The 16,073-nt window shown below is 49.1% G+C and carries 14 protein-coding genes; 6 read left to right on the forward strand and 8 right to left on the reverse strand.

The features are described 5' to 3' along the window. Window positions 1–2: 2 nt before the first annotated feature. Window positions 3–2,012, reverse strand: coding sequence for a transglutaminase family protein (locus ICL07_RS04785; protein ID WP_188086787.1), 2,010 nt, complete (start codon window positions 2,010–2,012; stop codon window positions 3–5). A gap of 68 nt (window positions 2,013–2,080) precedes the next feature. On the opposite strand from ICL07_RS04785, the gene queG reads away from it, so the two are divergent. Further along, window positions 2,081–3,001, forward strand: a complete 921-nt coding sequence (gene queG, locus ICL07_RS04790; protein ID WP_188086788.1) for a tRNA epoxyqueuosine(34) reductase QueG — start codon at window positions 2,081–2,083, stop codon at window positions 2,999–3,001. Here queG and ICL07_RS04795 read toward each other — a convergent pair. Continuing rightward, on the reverse strand, window positions 2,998–3,804 hold the full coding sequence (locus ICL07_RS04795) for a DUF4350 domain-containing protein (RefSeq protein ID WP_188086789.1): 807 nt from the start codon (window positions 3,802–3,804) through the stop codon (window positions 2,998–3,000). The two genes, queG and ICL07_RS04795, sit on opposite strands and share 4 nt — an antisense overlap. A 475-nt stretch (window positions 3,805–4,279) precedes the next feature. Here ICL07_RS04795 and ICL07_RS04800 point away from each other — a divergent pair, with 475 nt between their 5' ends. Both ICL07_RS04800 and ICL07_RS04805 read left to right on the forward strand, forming a co-directional pair. Continuing rightward, window positions 4,280–4,825 carry an RBBP9/YdeN family alpha/beta hydrolase gene (locus tag ICL07_RS04800; RefSeq protein ID WP_188086790.1) on the forward strand — a complete coding sequence of 182 codons (546 nt, stop codon included), beginning with the start codon at window positions 4,280–4,282 and terminating at the stop codon, window positions 4,823–4,825. Between the two features lie 146 nt (window positions 4,826–4,971). Then, complete coding sequence (locus ICL07_RS04805; protein ID WP_188086791.1) at window positions 4,972–6,816, forward strand: alkaline phosphatase; 1,845 nt, start codon at window positions 4,972–4,974, stop codon at window positions 6,814–6,816. 99 nt (window positions 6,817–6,915) lie between these two features. Here the strand turns inward: ICL07_RS04805 and ICL07_RS04810 are convergent, their stop codons facing one another. Next, complete coding sequence (locus tag ICL07_RS04810) at window positions 6,916–7,557, reverse strand: NUDIX hydrolase (protein WP_188086792.1); 642 nt, start codon at window positions 7,555–7,557, stop codon at window positions 6,916–6,918. Between the two features lie 67 nt (window positions 7,558–7,624). Further along, on the reverse strand, window positions 7,625–8,284 hold the full coding sequence (locus tag ICL07_RS04815) for an HAD family hydrolase (RefSeq protein ID WP_188086793.1): 660 nt from the start codon (window positions 8,282–8,284) through the stop codon (window positions 7,625–7,627). A gap of 77 nt (window positions 8,285–8,361) precedes the next feature. Between ICL07_RS04815 and ICL07_RS04820 the strand changes: the two genes are divergently transcribed. The 3 genes from ICL07_RS04820 to ICL07_RS04830 all read left to right on the forward strand — a co-directional run bounded on the left by ICL07_RS04820 (window position 8,362) and on the right by ICL07_RS04830 (window position 11,107). Further along, window positions 8,362–9,357, forward strand: coding sequence for a YncE family protein (locus ICL07_RS04820; RefSeq protein WP_188086794.1), 996 nt, complete (start codon window positions 8,362–8,364; stop codon window positions 9,355–9,357). Window positions 9,358–9,440: 83 nt separating this feature from the next. Further along, window positions 9,441–10,241 (forward strand): alpha/beta fold hydrolase, encoded by an 801-nt coding sequence (locus tag ICL07_RS04825; protein ID WP_188086795.1) that lies wholly within the window; start codon window positions 9,441–9,443, stop codon window positions 10,239–10,241. Between the two features lie 26 nt (window positions 10,242–10,267). Further along, complete coding sequence (locus ICL07_RS04830; RefSeq protein ID WP_188086796.1) at window positions 10,268–11,107, forward strand: hypothetical protein; 840 nt, start codon at window positions 10,268–10,270, stop codon at window positions 11,105–11,107. Between the two features lie 6 nt (window positions 11,108–11,113). Here the strand turns inward: ICL07_RS04830 and ICL07_RS04835 are convergent, their stop codons facing one another. Genes ICL07_RS04835 through ICL07_RS04850 form a run of 4 tightly spaced genes read right to left on the reverse strand, consistent with a single transcriptional unit; the run spans window position 11,114 to window position 15,654 of the window. After that, window positions 11,114–12,217, reverse strand: coding sequence for a sensor histidine kinase (locus tag ICL07_RS04835; RefSeq protein WP_188086797.1), 1,104 nt, complete (start codon window positions 12,215–12,217; stop codon window positions 11,114–11,116). Further along, window positions 12,207–12,794, reverse strand: a complete 588-nt coding sequence (locus ICL07_RS04840) for a chemotaxis protein CheB (RefSeq protein ID WP_246484974.1) — start codon at window positions 12,792–12,794, stop codon at window positions 12,207–12,209. The genes ICL07_RS04835 and ICL07_RS04840 overlap by 11 nt, the downstream gene beginning before the upstream one ends. A 3-nt stretch (window positions 12,795–12,797) precedes the next feature. Then, the gene (locus ICL07_RS04845; protein WP_188088827.1) at window positions 12,798–13,616 is read right to left on the reverse strand and encodes a CheR family methyltransferase; all 819 of its coding nucleotides are present in this window, start codon (window positions 13,614–13,616) and stop codon (window positions 12,798–12,800) included. A 25-nt stretch (window positions 13,617–13,641) separates the two neighbouring features. Continuing rightward, on the reverse strand, window positions 13,642–15,654 hold the full coding sequence (locus ICL07_RS04850) for a response regulator (RefSeq protein ID WP_188086798.1): 2,013 nt from the start codon (window positions 15,652–15,654) through the stop codon (window positions 13,642–13,644). Window positions 15,655–16,073 lie beyond the last annotated feature (419 nt).

The following is a 16,073-nucleotide window of genomic DNA, read 5'->3' on the forward strand; positions in this document are numbered from 1 at the left end:
GGTTATTTTTTCTTTTTTAACACAATCTGTTCTGCTTGTTTTTTCACCACCAGGTCGAAGAATGCCCGCAGATTTTCATATTCTTCCGGCGGGAAGTTGGCTTTATTCAGTTTCACCCGGGAACGTAGCTGAATGTGACTGCCATCGCTCTGGATCAGGTACTGGAAGAGCCCTTCATCTTCATTATACTTTGCCATGGATCCTTTCGGCAGCTCATCCACTACATATCCTTCCGGGACCTCCATATTGAAAGAGTAGATTTCATCAAAGACAGCATTCATTTCCACCGGGAATTTCCGTTCCGCCGACTTTAACGGATTACGGCTGGTACCTTCGGTGAACATGGGGTTTATATATATCAGGTCCTTGTTATCCAGTCTCACCTTAAAGTCGAATTTCACCATTACCGGGGTTTCCAGTGCTTTCAGGTCTTCAATCTCTTTATTGGACATTTCCAGGTCACCCGCAAACCCTTTACGGATACCTTCAAAGTATTCATCCTGACCTTTTTCCTGTACTTTTTTACGCACTGCGTAAGACTCAAAGTAGGTAAGCCTTTGCTGGAAAGAACCTTCCATCATACCATCTTTAATGGCACCGTACATCACGCTGGTGAATTTCTGTTCCCGCAGGGAATCCGCCTCAAAAGAAACACCGGAAGCCTCTTCATCCACGATACGGGCAGGTCCGTTGTAGCATTTGCCCGCCAGCCGGGCGAAGCCCAGGAATGGATCAGATGCATCCATGCTGATAACCTTATCGCCTATACGTACACTCGCAATGGTGTAGTTAAAGCGGGACATCAGCGGGTAGAACGGGTAGATATAACCATTATTCCGGGTGCTGAGGAGCACGGGGTAAGCATCCATCTTCGCGCGTTTCAGCATCGCCACCAGCAGGAGATTGATTTCAGGAACGGTACCATTTTTACTGTTGAAGATGGTTTTCAGGCTCCTGAAAATATGAACGCCGTAAGACTGGGTACAGGTAAAATTACTTCTCACCCAATGATAGATAGCAGCAGCCTTTTCCTCGTCTGTTTTAGCATCTTTTACGAGGCCATCTACCACATCGGCAAGGAAGCCGTTGTTATTGCCCAGGGCGGAGCCGAAGTTTTCGTCCTTTATCAGTTCCTCCATCAGTTTGGGCCAGGTGCTGCGTACAGGCTTAGGAGGCTGGTTGGGCCAATTGATGGAAGATAGCTGGAATTCTACCTTGTTGGTGTAGTTGTCCAGTGTAGTGATAAAATCTTCATGCCGGATAGCCTTTACGTTTTTCAGCGTCCATTTGTAAATCATTACAGACGGCGTTACCGTAAATACTTCAGAGGCCGAGGTAGCGCCGTTCCTTTCCGAGCGGAAGGTCATGGTAGTGCGGCTCGCTTCCTTGGTGAAGTCGAATTTTTCATATCCCTGCGGAATTTGTATATAATCGAAATATTCAGGTATTCCTACACTGTATTCACTATAGCGGACCGGGTATTCGCCCTGGAACTCCCAGTCACGCAGGTATTGGAAGTAAGGAGAATGAATGGTATAGGTGTATTCTATAATCGTTCCTTCCTTTACCGCCGGTATCGCGAATTTGCGGACGACATAATTTTTATCCTGTTTATCGGTGAAGATATTTTTGCTATCTATTTTGGTTTCCACCACTTCCCCGTTTTCGAGGTTATAGGCAGACGCTTTCAGGTTCTGGACTTTCTCCTCCTCGGAGCTGCCTTTATACAGGCGGACTTTCACCGTCGCCAGGTCGTAAGCGTTTTGGTCGATGATTTTAATACGGGTGTGGCGTTTGAAAGCCAGGCGGAGTCCATTTCCATCAGATTCAAAGCGGGAAGAACCGATATCCGACAAAATGATCGCGTGAGCGCCGGAATCGCCGGCCACCGGGGTTACATTAAAATCTTCCTTATCTATCTTACCATATTTGATTTTGGCGTCCTGGGCCAGGGTTGTTATGGCACACCAACAACCCAGTATAAAGGTTAATAAACCAGACTTGCGATTCATACAGGTATAGGGGGATTGAATTACTAAGATAATGGAAATTATGTATCACTATGCTTAATTTTGCAGGGATGAACAACACCTTATACATTAAACAGCTGGCGGCGGAACTGGGATTTGACCATTGCGGCATTGCCCGGGCGGAGCAGTTGGACGATGATGCGCGACGGCTGGAACAATGGCTTCATAAGGGAATGCATGGCAACATGCAATATATGGAGAACCACTTCGATAAGCGGATAGATCCCCGTAAACTGGTCGAAGGGGCGCAGTCGGTGATCACCTTATTATTTAATTATTTCCCTTCCGAGCGGCAGCGGCCGGACGCCCCTCAAATTTCCAAGTACGCCTACGGGCAGGATTATCATGAGGTAATACGGGCGAGGCTGAAAACCATGCTGTTGCGTATGCAGGAGCATATCGGTCCGGTGCAGGGACGCGGCTTTGTAGACTCTGCTCCTGTATTGGAGCGGGCCTGGGCGCGGCGCAGCGGGCTGGGATGGATCGGTAAAAATGGCAACCTGATTCACAAACAGGCCGGGTCATTCTTTTTCATTGCCACGCTGATCACGGATATACCGCTGGAATATGACGGTCCGGTGGGCGACTACTGCGGCAGCTGTACCCGTTGCCTGGATGCCTGTCCCACCGGGGCGCTGGTATCGCCGGGGGTGGTAGATGGCAGCCGTTGTATTTCCTATTTCACTATAGAGCTGAAGGAGCAGCTGATTCCGGAGAAGATGCAGGGACAGTTTGACGACTGGATGTTTGGGTGTGATACCTGCCAGGACGTGTGTCCGTGGAACCGTTTTTCCAAAGCGCATTCCGAAGCCGCCTTTACCCCTGTACCCGCTATTCTCAATTTCAGCACGCAGGATTGGGAAGACATGACAGAAGAAGCATTCCGGGAGATTTTCCGGCATTCCCCGCTCAAGCGCAGCAAATACGCCGGTATCCGCAGGAACCTGCAATTTCTGCAGACAAAACCCTAACGTTTGGCCGGCACCTGTTTTTTGAGCCAGGCTGTGAGGGCAGCGGCAGCCTGGTAGTTGTGGTATTCCGCCGGCAGCCTTTTTCCATCTACGTATTCATTATAGAACCAGGGATCGCCCACGGCAAATACAGTACCCTTCCCTACTTTGGCCACCGCCATCACCGTATAGCCGTTGTCCGTAAAAACCGCTCTGGCCGGGGATTTTATAGTAAGGGAGGATAATTCCTTGATATACACTTTTCCTACGCCCGGGAAAATCTCATGGTCGGGTGGCAGTATAAAAGCACCCTGTTCCCAGTTACGGCCCTGAACGCGGTTGCGGCTATCGCCGTTAAAATGGATACCGAATTGTTCGCTGAGCAGGTTAAAATGATCAAACTCCGCATTGAGCGAATCGTTTTGAAGCAGTACCAGCACTCCTCCGGCCTTTACCCAGTTGTAGATAACTTTAGCCGCTGCGGGAGTCATATAATTCGGCCGGGGCGATTCTTTGTCCGTGTCCGGGTCTACCATCATATAAATATCGGTGTTCCGGAGGTTGGCCGCCGTAGGGGCGTCGTGAAGCGTATCGCGCCGGACACCGAGCGAATCGAAGATATGTCCCCACAGGGAGAAACCGCCGCTTTCCTGTTCTTCCCAGGTATAATGCCAGCGGATGGTATTGCCGGCTTTATCTTTCTTATGTTCGTAATTGTAGTGATAATCCAGGGTAACCCTGGGCTGTTGGCCTTTCTGCTGGGCTTGAACGGAGCCGGCTATGACAGCGCTGCCGGCTATGGCGTATAAAAAACGTTTCATCATACATGGAATTGGGCGATAAAGTACGGATTATACCGGTGACCTCATAATACTATCGTATTAAATTATAGGCATATATTGTTAATAGTGCCCATTTGTCTTTTAACAAAATAATATCTGCTAAATACTTGACAATGGATTTAGCATCACCTACTTTTGTACTCAATTAATTGTATTCAATCAATTATATATATCCCGGCTTGCCGGAAGATAACTGATTCAACTTTTTATGGACCTGAGTGCCATAACGTGGAATTTTAGCGATAAAGGTCGAATTCTTTCGACCTTTTTTTATTCGCAAAGGCGCAAAGCAGCAAAGCACGCAAAGAATCTTGTTTTTACGGCCTGGCTTTCTATCATTAACGGGATGAAAGCCCAGGGAATAATATTGTTCCTGTTACCCGAGAGGGCGCATTTTCTGAAATGAGGCAAAAGCGCTATCTTCAGCAACCAACTTAAACTTTCACAACCATCTGTCATGGAAATAAAAGTACTGACTGCCCCCGGGCTGGGCAGTTCCGGTCCGTTGCACTGGCAAACCCTTTGGGAGCAGGCTATACCGGGTACCCGGCGAATCGAACAACGTTCGTGGGATGCGCCGGTATGTGCAGACTGGGTAGCGGCAATAGAAGCGGCGGTGGCTGAAGCCGGCCCGCAGGTAGTGATCGCAGCGCATAGTCTTGCCTGTATTGCCATGGCGCATTGGGCGCAACAAACGCGGTTGCCTATTACCGGCGCGTTGCTGGTAGCCCCTGCAGATGCAGAAAGGCCGGATTTTCCCGCTGCAGCCAGCGGCTTCTCTCCTATCCCCTTACAGGAACTTCCTTTTCGCAGTATTGTGGTAGCCAGTACCAATGACGAATATTGTAACATTACCCGCGCCTCCTTCTTTGCTAATCATTGGGGCAGCCGTTTTGTGAATGCCGGTCCCAAAGGGCATATTAATGCCAGTTCCGGAATAGGTGAATGGCTGGAAGGTCAACGGCTGCTCAAAGAACTGGTTCAAAACTGGCCTACACTGTAGTCCATTTTTTTTACAACCGATACCTAAATCGATTTTCTACAGGCATAGAGGCCAGACAATTAACATAAACATAAAATACGGGAACATCGTCAGCCATTACCTTTGCCCTTCTTTTTTCATACGTTAAGTCGTTAAAATCCAGACAATTGAAAAAAATCATTCTTTTATGCAGCGTATGGTTGTCGGTTAACACCTACGCCCAAACGAAAACCTACACCCTCGCCAATGCGCATTCCCACAACGACTATGAGCGGAAAATGCCTTTTTATCAGGCTGCGGCCCTGCAGTTTGGTTACATTGAGGCAGACATTCACCTGAAAGACGGCCAGTTGTATGTAGCGCATGATAACAAAGACATCCGGTTCAACCGAACCTTTACCTCACTATACCTGGAGCCGGTCATCCGGCAGTTTGCCCTCAACGATGGCAAAGCCTATGCAGACAACACACCATTACGCCTGTTAGTAGACATCAAAACCGCCGGCATACCTACCCTGCAGGCCTTACAAACCCTGCTGGCGCCCTATCGTCAGTATTTTGATCCGTCGGTAAATCCCCATGCGGTGCAAATCATTCTTTCCGGTAACCTGCCACCGGTAAGCGCCTGGTCTGACTTCGATAAAATGTTTTTCTTCGATGGCAGGCCGGACAGCACTTACCCTGCTGCCGTGAAACAACGCGTAGCATTGGTAAGCAACGATTTTCACCTGTACAGCAAATGGAACGGCAAAGGCACCTTTCTGCCGGCTGAACTGGAAAAAGTAAAGGAAGTCATTGCCAAAGTACATCAACAGGGCTTTCCTTTCCGCTTTTGGGGCGCCCCATCTGCCAGAACCTGTTACTATAAACTGATGGACCTCGGTGTAGATGTGATTGGTACCGATTACCCCGAAGACCTGGCCGATGTGCTTAAAAACACCGCCGCCACCACTACCGGGAATCTTCCGACCCATGCGGTTTACACTCCCACCTTCGCCTCCGATGCTACCCGCGTCAAATCAAAAAACGTGATCCTGTTCATCGGCGATGGTACCGGTCTTGCTGAGATGTTTGCCGGTTATACCGCCAACAAGGGCGCGCTCAACCTCTTCCAGATGCGGCAGCTGGGCTTATCCAAAACCGCCTCTACCGATAACTACCACACCGACTCCGCCGCCGGCGCCACCGCTCTCAGCGGAGGTACCAAAACCAATAACCGAGAAATAGGCATGGACAATACCTACCACGCCATTCCTGTTATACCGGAGATACTGGCTGCCAAAGGCATTGCCAGCGGCGTTATCGTTACCGAGGAAATTACCGGCGCTACCCCCGCCGCATTCTATGGTCACACCGCTGACCGCGATAACACCCAAACCCTTCACCAGCAGTTGATTGCCAGCAAACTGCAACTGGCCGTTGGCGGTGGTAAAGAAGATATGGCCCGTGATATCAAGGGTGACCTTCGTCAAACTCTTGCCCAATCCGGTATTCGTTTCTATGACGATCTTAACGCCTGGGATGCCGCCACACAAGGCCGTACCCTCGTGATACTCTCCGATAAAACCGTCACCTCCATGCGCGACGGTCGTGGTGCATACCTGAAAGAAGCGCTTAAAAAAGCACTACAGCAGCTCAACGCCTCCGGTAAAGGTTTCTTCCTGATGGTAGAAGGTTCCCGTATCGACCATGGCGGTCATCATAACGATCTCGACTACCTCGTCCGTGAAATGCTGGACTTCGACGATACTATCGGAGAAGCACTTCGTTTTGCCGATAAAGACAAACAAACGACCATCATCGTTACCGCCGATCACGAAACCGGCGGGCTGGCATTGATGGATGGCAACATAGCCAACGGTACCCTGCGCGGCCATTTTGCCACAAATGACCATACCGGTATCCCGGTGATGGTTTTTGCTTATGGGCCTAACAGCCAGGAGTTCCAGGGCGTGTATGAAAACAATGAGATATTTAAGAAGATATTGCGCGCAATGAACCTGAAACGGTGATGAACATGATTATCACTGCTTACGCTGATGAGCGATGATTGTTTTAACTGTGTTGAATGGGGCTGACCGAAAGGTTGGTCCCATTTTTTTGATACCACCTCAATGCTTCAGCATATAGTAATACGCCCCTCTTTTCGAGCTTATTTTCTCCTTATCGGTTTGTTTTACCAACGTGCCTGAAGCCAGCATTTTGCGGCTGAAGTTACGTTTATCGAAGGTGCGGTTATGTATAGTTTCGTATAGCTGTTGCAGTTGGGGAATGGTGAATTTGGGTGGCAGCAGTTTGAACAACAGCGGTTGAGCCGCCGACTTATAGCGGATATGTTCCAGGGCTGTTTGCAGGATACCGCGATGCGCTGTTGATAATGGCGGCAGTTCATGAAACAGGTGCCATTCCGGACGGAAGCGATGCAACGTCGACAGTTTTTCACTGCGTATATACATCAGCGTGAAATAGGCAACAGAAGCGGCACGTTCGCCGGTACTGTGTTTGAACGGACCAAAGGCGCCCAGTTGTTCCTGGTGGATTTTTTCACGGCCTGTCAGCGCCCGCTGGATGCGGGCTGCCGTTTGATCAAAATTTTCCCTGGATTGCAGACTGTCACCGGGCAAACACCACCTGTTTTTCAGGGTATTATCAGGATGCTTAACCAGTAAAAGTTTCAGGTCCTGACCGTCGAAACCGAATATGATATTTTCGACAGTTACCTGTAGGGATGACCACCCGGTATGATATTTCATAGCAGCTTAACAGTTGATGCCGGCAATTTATGCCACCCGGGCGATAATAAAAAAATTATCGCCGCAGTTACACCGTTGTTGTTATCAGCTGCTGCAATGCAGGATCAGTATAATCAGTTACGAAGGCACGGATATTATTGTAAGCGGCAAATTCTTCCCGTGTATGCATGGTCGTTAAGGCAATAGCTTCCATACCAGCGTTCAGCGCGGCCTCCACACCTTTGGGCGCATCTTCAAACACGATACAATCCGTTGGGGCTACATTTAAAGCAGCCGCACATTTGAGAAACACTTCCGGATTGGGTTTGCTGGTCTCCACATCTTCTGCGCCCACTACCGCTTTGAAGAAATGACGGAGCTGCAGGTTATCAAGTACATAACTGATATTAAAATTATTGGCCGCAGAACCGATGGCCATGGGAATATGTTGAGCGGCAGCCTCCCGGAGGAATTCCGGCAAACCGGCAATCAATGACAGGTGCGGACGAAAAGCTTCCTGGTACAATACTTCCTTTTGATGGGCGATGTCCAGCATTTCGGGCAGGGAGAAACGGTCCTTTCCGAAGATACGCATCAGCAGTTCTTCATTTTTACCATACATGTGGCCTCTTACTTCCTCGCGGCTCATGTTGGCTCCCAGCTTGTTTAACATACTATGCCAGCCATCGAGGTGATATTCCATGTCGTTGATCATGGTTCCGTTGAGATCGAAAATAAACGCTTTCATGGCCGCAAAGATAATATTCCGCCTACAGTTTCTCTCCAGAATTAAAGCAGATTTTTGGAATCCAAAAGCACCTCTATATGAAAAAACTATTGTTGCCTGCGCTGCTGGTTACCATTACCGCAGCGTCCGCGCAAACAACTTCCTGGCATGTATCTGCCACCTATCCCGTAAAAGGAGATGGTAAATGGGATTATATCGCCCTGAGCCCTGTCACCCAGCAATTGTATGTGGCACATGGCACCGAAGTGAACATCCTGGACAAAGCCAGCGGCGCGGCAGTGGGCGAAATTCCGCATACGACCGGCGTACATGGCGCCGCCTTCGCGGTTCCGTTTGGCAAAGGTTTCACCAGTAATGGCAAGCTCAATACGGTGACCGTTTTCGATCTGCATAACAACCAGGTGCTGGGAGAAATCCCTGTTGGCGGTAATCCAGATGCCATCCTGTTTGAGACCTTCTCCGACAAAGTGATTACCTGTAATGGTGCCAGCAAAGACCTCAGCGTGATCAACCCCAATACCTTAAAAGTGGTCGCTACCGTTCCCTTACAGGCGCGGCCTGAAACAGCTGTTTCCGATGGGAAAGGGCGCCTGTTTGTGAACCTGGAAGATAAAAGCCGTATTGCCGTAGCAGATATGAACAATTTCCGGGTGATCCACGAATGGCCGTTGGGCAAAGGAGAAGCACCTACCGGGCTGGCCATTGACACGGTACGTCACCGGCTCTTCGCCGGCTGCGACAATAAGGTGATGATCGTACTCGACGATCGTGACGGCAGGATCATAGCCACCTTACCGATTGGCGACGGTTGCGACGGCGTAGCCTATGACAGTGCTACCCAAACCATATTTGCCTCCAATGGTGAGGGCACCTTATCTGTTTACCAGCAACAAACAGCGGACAAATACCAGCTGGTAGCGCATGTGCCCACCGCCAAAGGGGCAAAAACGCTGACCGTAGATCCCCTTACCCATACCGTATTCCTGCCCGTGGCCGACAGGGGGGCTGCCGGTGCCGACGGGAAAGCTCCCATCAAGCCAGGCACCTTCCGGGTACTGGCCGTAAGTAAATAGTTCCGAACGGAACTATTTACTTATATTTAACCATTGTTATGAAACCAACTGTTTTCAGCTTCTCAAAAGACCAGATTTGACCAATGGATCTTAGCAAGAAACATAATATCCATTTTGCCGGTAATCCACAGGCCAGCGAGACCCTCGTTTTTGGTCATGGCTTCGGCGTAGACCAACAGTCTTTTTCCCGGATCATTCCCGCCTTTGAAGAGCGTTATCGTATTGTGCTGTATGATAATATCGGCGGCGGGCAATCGGACATATCTTCGTATAGCTATGAACGTTATGCCACCCTGGAGGGTTATGTAACAGACCTGATGGATATTATGACCTTTTCACAAGGCACTCCTACTACCTATATCGGTCATTCTGTGAGTGGTATGATAGGGCTGATGGCCGCCAACCGGCGACCGGAGCTGTTCGACAAACTGGTATTGATCGGCTCCAGTCCGCGCTACCAGGACGATCCGGCCACTTCATATACCGGTGGTTTTGACAACGCTTCCCTTCAGGCATTATTCGAAGCCATACAAACCAATTATGAAGCGTGGATCATTGGCTTTTCAGCGTTGGCCATGCGTAACAGCGACCGGCCGGCACTGGCGGAGCAGTTTGCCCGTTCGTTGCAGGCTTTGCGCCCAGACATTGCGCTGGGGGTAGCCAAGGCTATTTTCCTGCTGGACCAACGGCAGGAGTTACCGAAAGTATCGCACCCAACTTTTATACTTCAGACCGCAGACGACATCGCTGTTCCAGCAGTCGTCAGTGAATACATGGAACGGCATATTCCCGGCAGCACCAGGATTCAAATAAATGCGCAAGGCCATTTCCCGCAGATCAGCGCACCCGATGAAGTGATCCACGCATTGCAATCATTTCTATAGTTTATTCAGTTTTTAATCTTTATACCGTGAGTAAATGGGAAAGTAAAGCACTCGAATTCATTAACCAGACCAGCCGCTGGGACAAGGAGAAACATATTTCTTCCTTTCTTGCATTCAGTATCTCACTGATCAAAAACTTGTTGCAGGCTGATGTAGTATTGCAACTGGAATTTGAAAATGAGCATACCGCGAAAGTCAAAAATGCCTCCCCTAATTTTCTTGCCGGAGCGGTGGTAAACCCCGACCCGGTGCGACAACTGCTATACCGCAATGCTTTCAAAACTATTTACTGGCCTACCATTCCGGCAGATAACCCTTTAAAGGAACAGCTGCGCGACCTGCTGTGTGCCGTTGTAATGCCGGTTAACATAGAACCACATCATAGTGTGCTGGTACTGGCATGGTCTGATCCCCAGGAATTTGAGCCGGGTTTCCAGGATTGTATGGAAACCATCCGGCTGCGATTAAAAGAGATACTCAGCCAAACACAGGAGCGGCTGTATTTTCAGGGCATTGCCATCCGTTTTGCCGCCATTTTGCACAGCCTGCCGCATGCGGTCGTATTCATTAACAGTGACGGATATGCGGGTTGGGTAAATCAGAAAGCCGCGGACATCCTGGAATTGGCCGGACCCGGCGAACAGCTGCCAGCCATTCTTTCAGACGCAATGACCCACCTGCGCAATAAAGCAGTGAACACAGAAGATCTCTACAATACCTCCATACAATTGTTTGCATCACCGGAAAATGCGATTACCGGCTGGGAATGGAAGCTGGAAGGGGCCGCGCCTAAAACCTACCGGGTGTCCTGTATACCCGTTGCTTCCCAACGGATCAATGGCAGGCTCTGGATTTTCGAAGAATAGCAGCCGCTATGTTTTACGCCACAGAAAATAGAAGGTGCTGCCCTGGCCCGGTTCAGACGTTACCCATACCTTGCCTCCCTGTTCTTCCACCAGCATTTTAAAGATATTCAGGCCTATACCGGAGCCTTCTTCGTCCCCATGGTAGTCCAACCGCTCAAACAGCCGGAATACCCGGTCGGTATCCCGTTGCTGTAAACCCGGCCCGTTATCTTTGACATAAAATTCGTAGAACTCTCCCTGGTCGGCCACTCCCACCGCTATACGGCCGTCTGTTTTATCGTTGTATTTGATAGCGTTGGATAGGAGGTTCTGGAATATCCGCTGCAGTTTCAGCCTTCTGGCGGTGACAACGGGCAACGGCCCTTCCGTGTGGATGCGGATATGGGCTGGAGGGAACAACAAACGCGTGATGTCTGTGATTAACAGGTTCACATCTACGAGTTCTGCTATATCCGCGTTGTTCGTTTGGCGGGCATCGTCCAGGATGCCAACGATCATTTCCGTGAGATGATGCGTGGCACTCAGTACCGTGCTCATCTGATCTTTTATTTCGGGAGATTGTTGTATACAATCTTCTTCATTAATCATCGACAACAAGCTGATTGCTCCCGCCAACGGCGATTTCAGGTCATGTGCCACCATGTAGGTAAACCGTTCCAGCTGTTTGTTGATTTTTTCTTTTTCCGCGATGACATTTTTTAATTCCAGCCGGGAGAAATACAATTTTTCAAACACGTTGACCTTTGCCCTGGTAACGTTTACATCCAATGGTTTGGAGAGATAGTCTACCGCACCGGTAGTGAAGCCCCGTATCACATTTTGTTCATCTTTGTTGATCGCCGTTACGAAGATGATAGCGATATCGCGGGTTTTGGGATTAAGTTGTAACAGGCGGGCCACTTCAAAACCATCCATTTCAGACATTTGCACATCGAGGAGAATGAGGCCTATATCATTGTTGCGGAGCACTATTTTCAGTGCTTCATTACCCGAGGTAGCGCTGTAAAAGCGCCGGTTATCCCCTTCCAGCATCCGTTGCAGGGAAATCAGGTTCTCCATTTTATCATCTACCAGTAAAATGGAAAAATGTGGAGGAAGCTTATTGATCATGGGTGGCGCTGATTTTAAATTCCTGTAAAAAATGTACCATCGCATCCAGACTCATGGGTAATACTTCCGGACAAAGTTCCAGCGCCGCCCGGGGCATGGTATCAAATAAAGCCGACTCAGGATCCTGTACGATACCTGTTCCGCCGGCAGCGATGATGCTTTGTAATCCTTCCGCGCCGTCTTTACTGGCGCCGCTCAGCAGGATACCCAATGCCCGGGGGCCATATACCGCTGCCACACTCGCAAAACTCACATCGATGGAAGGCCGGCTGTAATGCAGTGCTTCCGCATAATCCAGCGCAAAGGCATCCTCATTTTCTACCAGCAGGTGATAATTCTGTGGCGCCAGATATATCCGGTGTGGCAGTATGGTTTCTTTATCATCCGGTTCTATGATAGGTGTTTTGAAAGACAGGAGCCTGTCCAGATCACTGACCACATTTTTGAGGCGGTGTACAATAATCATCATGGTAGCGTTGACGGAAGCCGGTAATTGCTCCAGCAACGCCGCCAGCACGGGTAAACTTCCGGCTGAGCCGCCAATAGCAATCATATCATATGGTGAGATGTTTTTCAATAGTTAGTTTTTACGTCTGAAAATTTTGTAGGCGGCGCTGACAGGCTCAAAGCGCCGGTGTTCCCCGGAGAACAGCATGGATTCCTTCAAGCCCAGTGTGAGGTATCCCAGGGGGGCCAGGCTATCGTAAAACAAGCGCAGTACCCTCTCCTGCAGTTGCCGGTTAAAATAGATAAACACGTTGCGGCAGCAGATGAGCTGAAACTCGTTAAACACCTGATCAGTGACCAGGTTATGCTGAAAAAAAACGACGTTACGGCGAAGTGTAGGATGGATAATCGCGTGTTCATGATCGGCAGTATAGTACCCGGAAAAATCTTCCATCCCCCCCATCTGCTGGTAGTTCTGGGTATAGTCTTTCATACATTTCAGTGGGATAAACGCTTTCTCCGCCTTGTCGAGATTAAGCGCATTGAGGTCCGTCGCATAAATGCGGCAGCGTTCCAGCAGACCGGCTTCGCGGAGGAGTATGATCATAGAAAATACTTCTTCTCCGGTAGCGCAGCCGGCATGCCATATTTTGATGATGGGATAGGTAGCCAGCCGTGGCAGTACCAGTTCCCGCAAAGCCCTGTAGAAAAGCGGATCGCGGAACATTTCCGTTACATTGACCGTAATGAACTGGGTCATGCGTTCAAAGAAGACAGCATCCTGTTGCAGGCGGGAGGTTAATTCCCCTACTTCCTCTATGGCAGCATGGTCCATAAAGCGCAGGAAGCGCCGCTTCAGGGAAGAGGGGGCGTAGTCACTGAAATCGTAGCCATATTGCCGGTGAATAAGGCTAACCAGTACATCCAATTCTTCGTTGTCAATGTCTTTCATCACAGGTATGGGGTCTTAATGATTTTCAGTATAACCATGTATTCAGGAGTGACAGCAGTTGATTACTGTCAACAGGTTTTGCAATGTAATCTGATGCGCCCGCGTCCAGGCACTGCTGCCGGTCGCCCGGCATGGCCTTGGCCGTAATAGCGATGACTGGCAGTTGTATCCAGCGCCGGTTTGTACGAATATGCCGGATGGCCTCAAAACCATCCATTTCCGGCATCATCATATCCATCAGCACCAGGTCCACTTTGTGGTGCTCCTGCAGCACTGCCAGGGCGTCCTTACCGTCAGCAGCCGTGAGTACATTCACCCCTTGCTCTTCCAGCAGGGCGCTGATGGAAAACACATTACGCATATCATCATCTACCAGGAGTACCTGTTTTCCTGTCAATACATTTTTAGCTTTATTTCCCATCCGGCGGGGAGCAACTACCGGGGGATTTTCTTCATTACGCAGCCTTTCCAGCTCATCTTTCAGGCGGTCTGTCGGAAATGGGGTTTTACGGATAATAGCCGCTACCTGTTTCCTTAACTGTTGTTCTTCGGAAGCAGATATATCTTCATCAATATATACAATAACAGGCGTAGGGGCTATAGTGTTCATTTCCAGTAAGGATATCAGCGAAACTTTTCCTTCTTCCAGGTGCAACCCCATATCCAGCACAATGCAGCTATATTTTCTAATGGACAATAAAGTGGCTGCAGCCGTGATATTGACCACCCTGTCATGAGGTATGTTCAATGTTTCGGAAAACATTTCCGTTCCGATGAGCAGCACCGATTGGCCGTTAGCAGCATGGTGATGGGAAGCATCTTTGTATTCGGCAGGAAGGTGTACGATGGCATTCTGTTCAGCCTGACCTGCATCGTCGCGAAGTTCCGATGACATTCCGTGCAGGGGTAGTATTATGGTAAAGGTACTGCCTTGCGGACTACTATGTTCCAGGTGTATTTCCCCTTTGAGCAGCAGCATCAGTTCCCGGCTGATGGACAGCCCCAGCCCTGTACCGCCGTATTTGCGGGTAGTGGCGCCATCGCCCTGGTGAAAAGCATCAAAAATGAGTTGCTGTTTTTCTGCAGGAATACCCGGCCCCGTATCCGTTACGCTGATACAAAGCGCATTTTCCGGTTGCATGTACCATAACAGGCGTATACAGCCATCGGCAGGCGTGAATTTAAAAGCGTTGGACAACAGGTTGCGGATGACCTGTTCCAGCCGTAGCCGGTCCGTAATAATGATAGCCGGTACATTCACGGCTACTTCCGTGGAGTATTGAATCTGTTTTTCCTGGGCCACTATCCCGAAAAGATTATCCAGGTCTTCGATGATAGCTGTGATACGTACCGGTTCCAGGTTTAACTCCACTTTACCGGCTTCTATTTTGGAGAGGTCGAGAATTTCGTTGATCAACCGTAGCAGGTCGGAGCCTGACTTATGCATGATCATTGCATACTCCACCTGACGGGGAAGCAAATTACCTTCCTTGTTTTCCTCCAGCATTTTAGCCAGTATCAACACACTATTGAGCGGCGTACGCAGCTCGTGCGACATATTAGCCAGAAATTCAGACTTATAGCGACTATTGGCTTCCAGTTCAGCAGCTTTGAGCGACAGGGCCTGACGGGCGGTTTCCAGCTCAGCGTTTTTCATCGCCATTTCCGCATTGACCTGCCGCAGCTCTTCTTCTTGTACCCGTAGTTCTTCTTCGGATGCCTGCAGAATTTCGGATTGACGGCTTAGTTCATCATTAGACTGGCGCAGTTCTTCCTGTTGACAGTATAGGGCTTCCCGTTGTTCCTGCACCTCCTGCAGTTTGGCTTTCAGTTTTTTTCTAACGATCTGCCCATAATAAAATTCTTTATAAAAAAAATACATCAACACACAACCAATACACAGGAGCAGGAAAAGTACAGGAGCAGAAACCGGTTGATCAGGGCCAGATGTGCACCAGGCAAGGAATCCGCCCAGCAACATCAGGGAGATGATGGCAGCCAGTCCCAGGTATAGTCTTTTTGCGGGAGATACTTTCATAACAACATAACAACATAACAACATGCCGTTAGGTTGAAGTAAGGTACAGTTGAAAACAGGCGCTGACCATAAACAAGATCCCCTCCCTTTTACAGCATACCGGCCGGACATGTTTCCAGCCGAAAAGAGTCCTGCAAAAACCGGGGAAGACCAATCCCTTCCAATGTGAGATGTTTACTAACGTTGAACCATATACGATTTGGGATAATTATCATTAATGACAGTCGTATCCGGGCAATCCGGTCGGCATTTTTGGTACCCGGATTAACCAGCAGATCAACAATACCGGTTATCAGCAACAGCATGATATCCAGAGGGGATTCTAAACAGTTGATTCAAAACAAGTTGCACAATCATCTCTCAAAATATTTAATTTATATTTGGAAAATAAACACTGTTCAGTATATTTGCATCGTAAA

It is taken from the genome of Chitinophaga qingshengii (assembly GCF_014529935.1).
GTDB classification, from domain to species: Bacteria; Bacteroidota; Bacteroidia; order Chitinophagales; family Chitinophagaceae; genus Chitinophaga; species Chitinophaga qingshengii.

Excerpts from the sequence above, each read along its gene's own strand:
- ICL07_RS04785 (WP_188086787.1), bottom strand. The coding sequence starts at position 2,012 with ATGAATCGCAAGTCTGGTTTATTAACCTTTATACTGGGTTGTTGGTGT.
- queG (WP_188086788.1), top strand. The coding sequence starts at position 2,081 with ATGAACAACACCTTATACATTAAACAGCTGGCGGCGGAACTGGGATTT.
- ICL07_RS04795 (WP_188086789.1), bottom strand. The coding sequence starts at position 3,804 with ATGATGAAACGTTTTTTATACGCCATAGCCGGCAGCGCTGTCATAGCC.
- ICL07_RS04800 (WP_188086790.1), top strand. The coding sequence starts at position 4,280 with ATGGAAATAAAAGTACTGACTGCCCCCGGGCTGGGCAGTTCCGGTCCG.
- ICL07_RS04810 (WP_188086792.1), bottom strand. The coding sequence starts at position 7,557 with ATGAAATATCATACCGGGTGGTCATCCCTACAGGTAACTGTCGAAAAT.
- ICL07_RS04815 (WP_188086793.1), bottom strand. The coding sequence starts at position 8,284 with ATGAAAGCGTTTATTTTCGATCTCAACGGAACCATGATCAACGACATG.
- ICL07_RS04820 (WP_188086794.1), top strand. The coding sequence starts at position 8,362 with ATGAAAAAACTATTGTTGCCTGCGCTGCTGGTTACCATTACCGCAGCG.
- ICL07_RS04825 (WP_188086795.1), top strand. The coding sequence starts at position 9,441 with ATGGATCTTAGCAAGAAACATAATATCCATTTTGCCGGTAATCCACAG.
- ICL07_RS04835 (WP_188086797.1), bottom strand. The coding sequence starts at position 12,217 with ATGATCAATAAGCTTCCTCCACATTTTTCCATTTTACTGGTAGATGAT.
- ICL07_RS04845 (WP_188088827.1), bottom strand. The coding sequence starts at position 13,616 with ATGAAAGACATTGACAACGAAGAATTGGATGTACTGGTTAGCCTTATT.
- ICL07_RS04850 (WP_188086798.1), bottom strand. The coding sequence starts at position 15,654 with ATGAAAGTATCTCCCGCAAAAAGACTATACCTGGGACTGGCTGCCATC.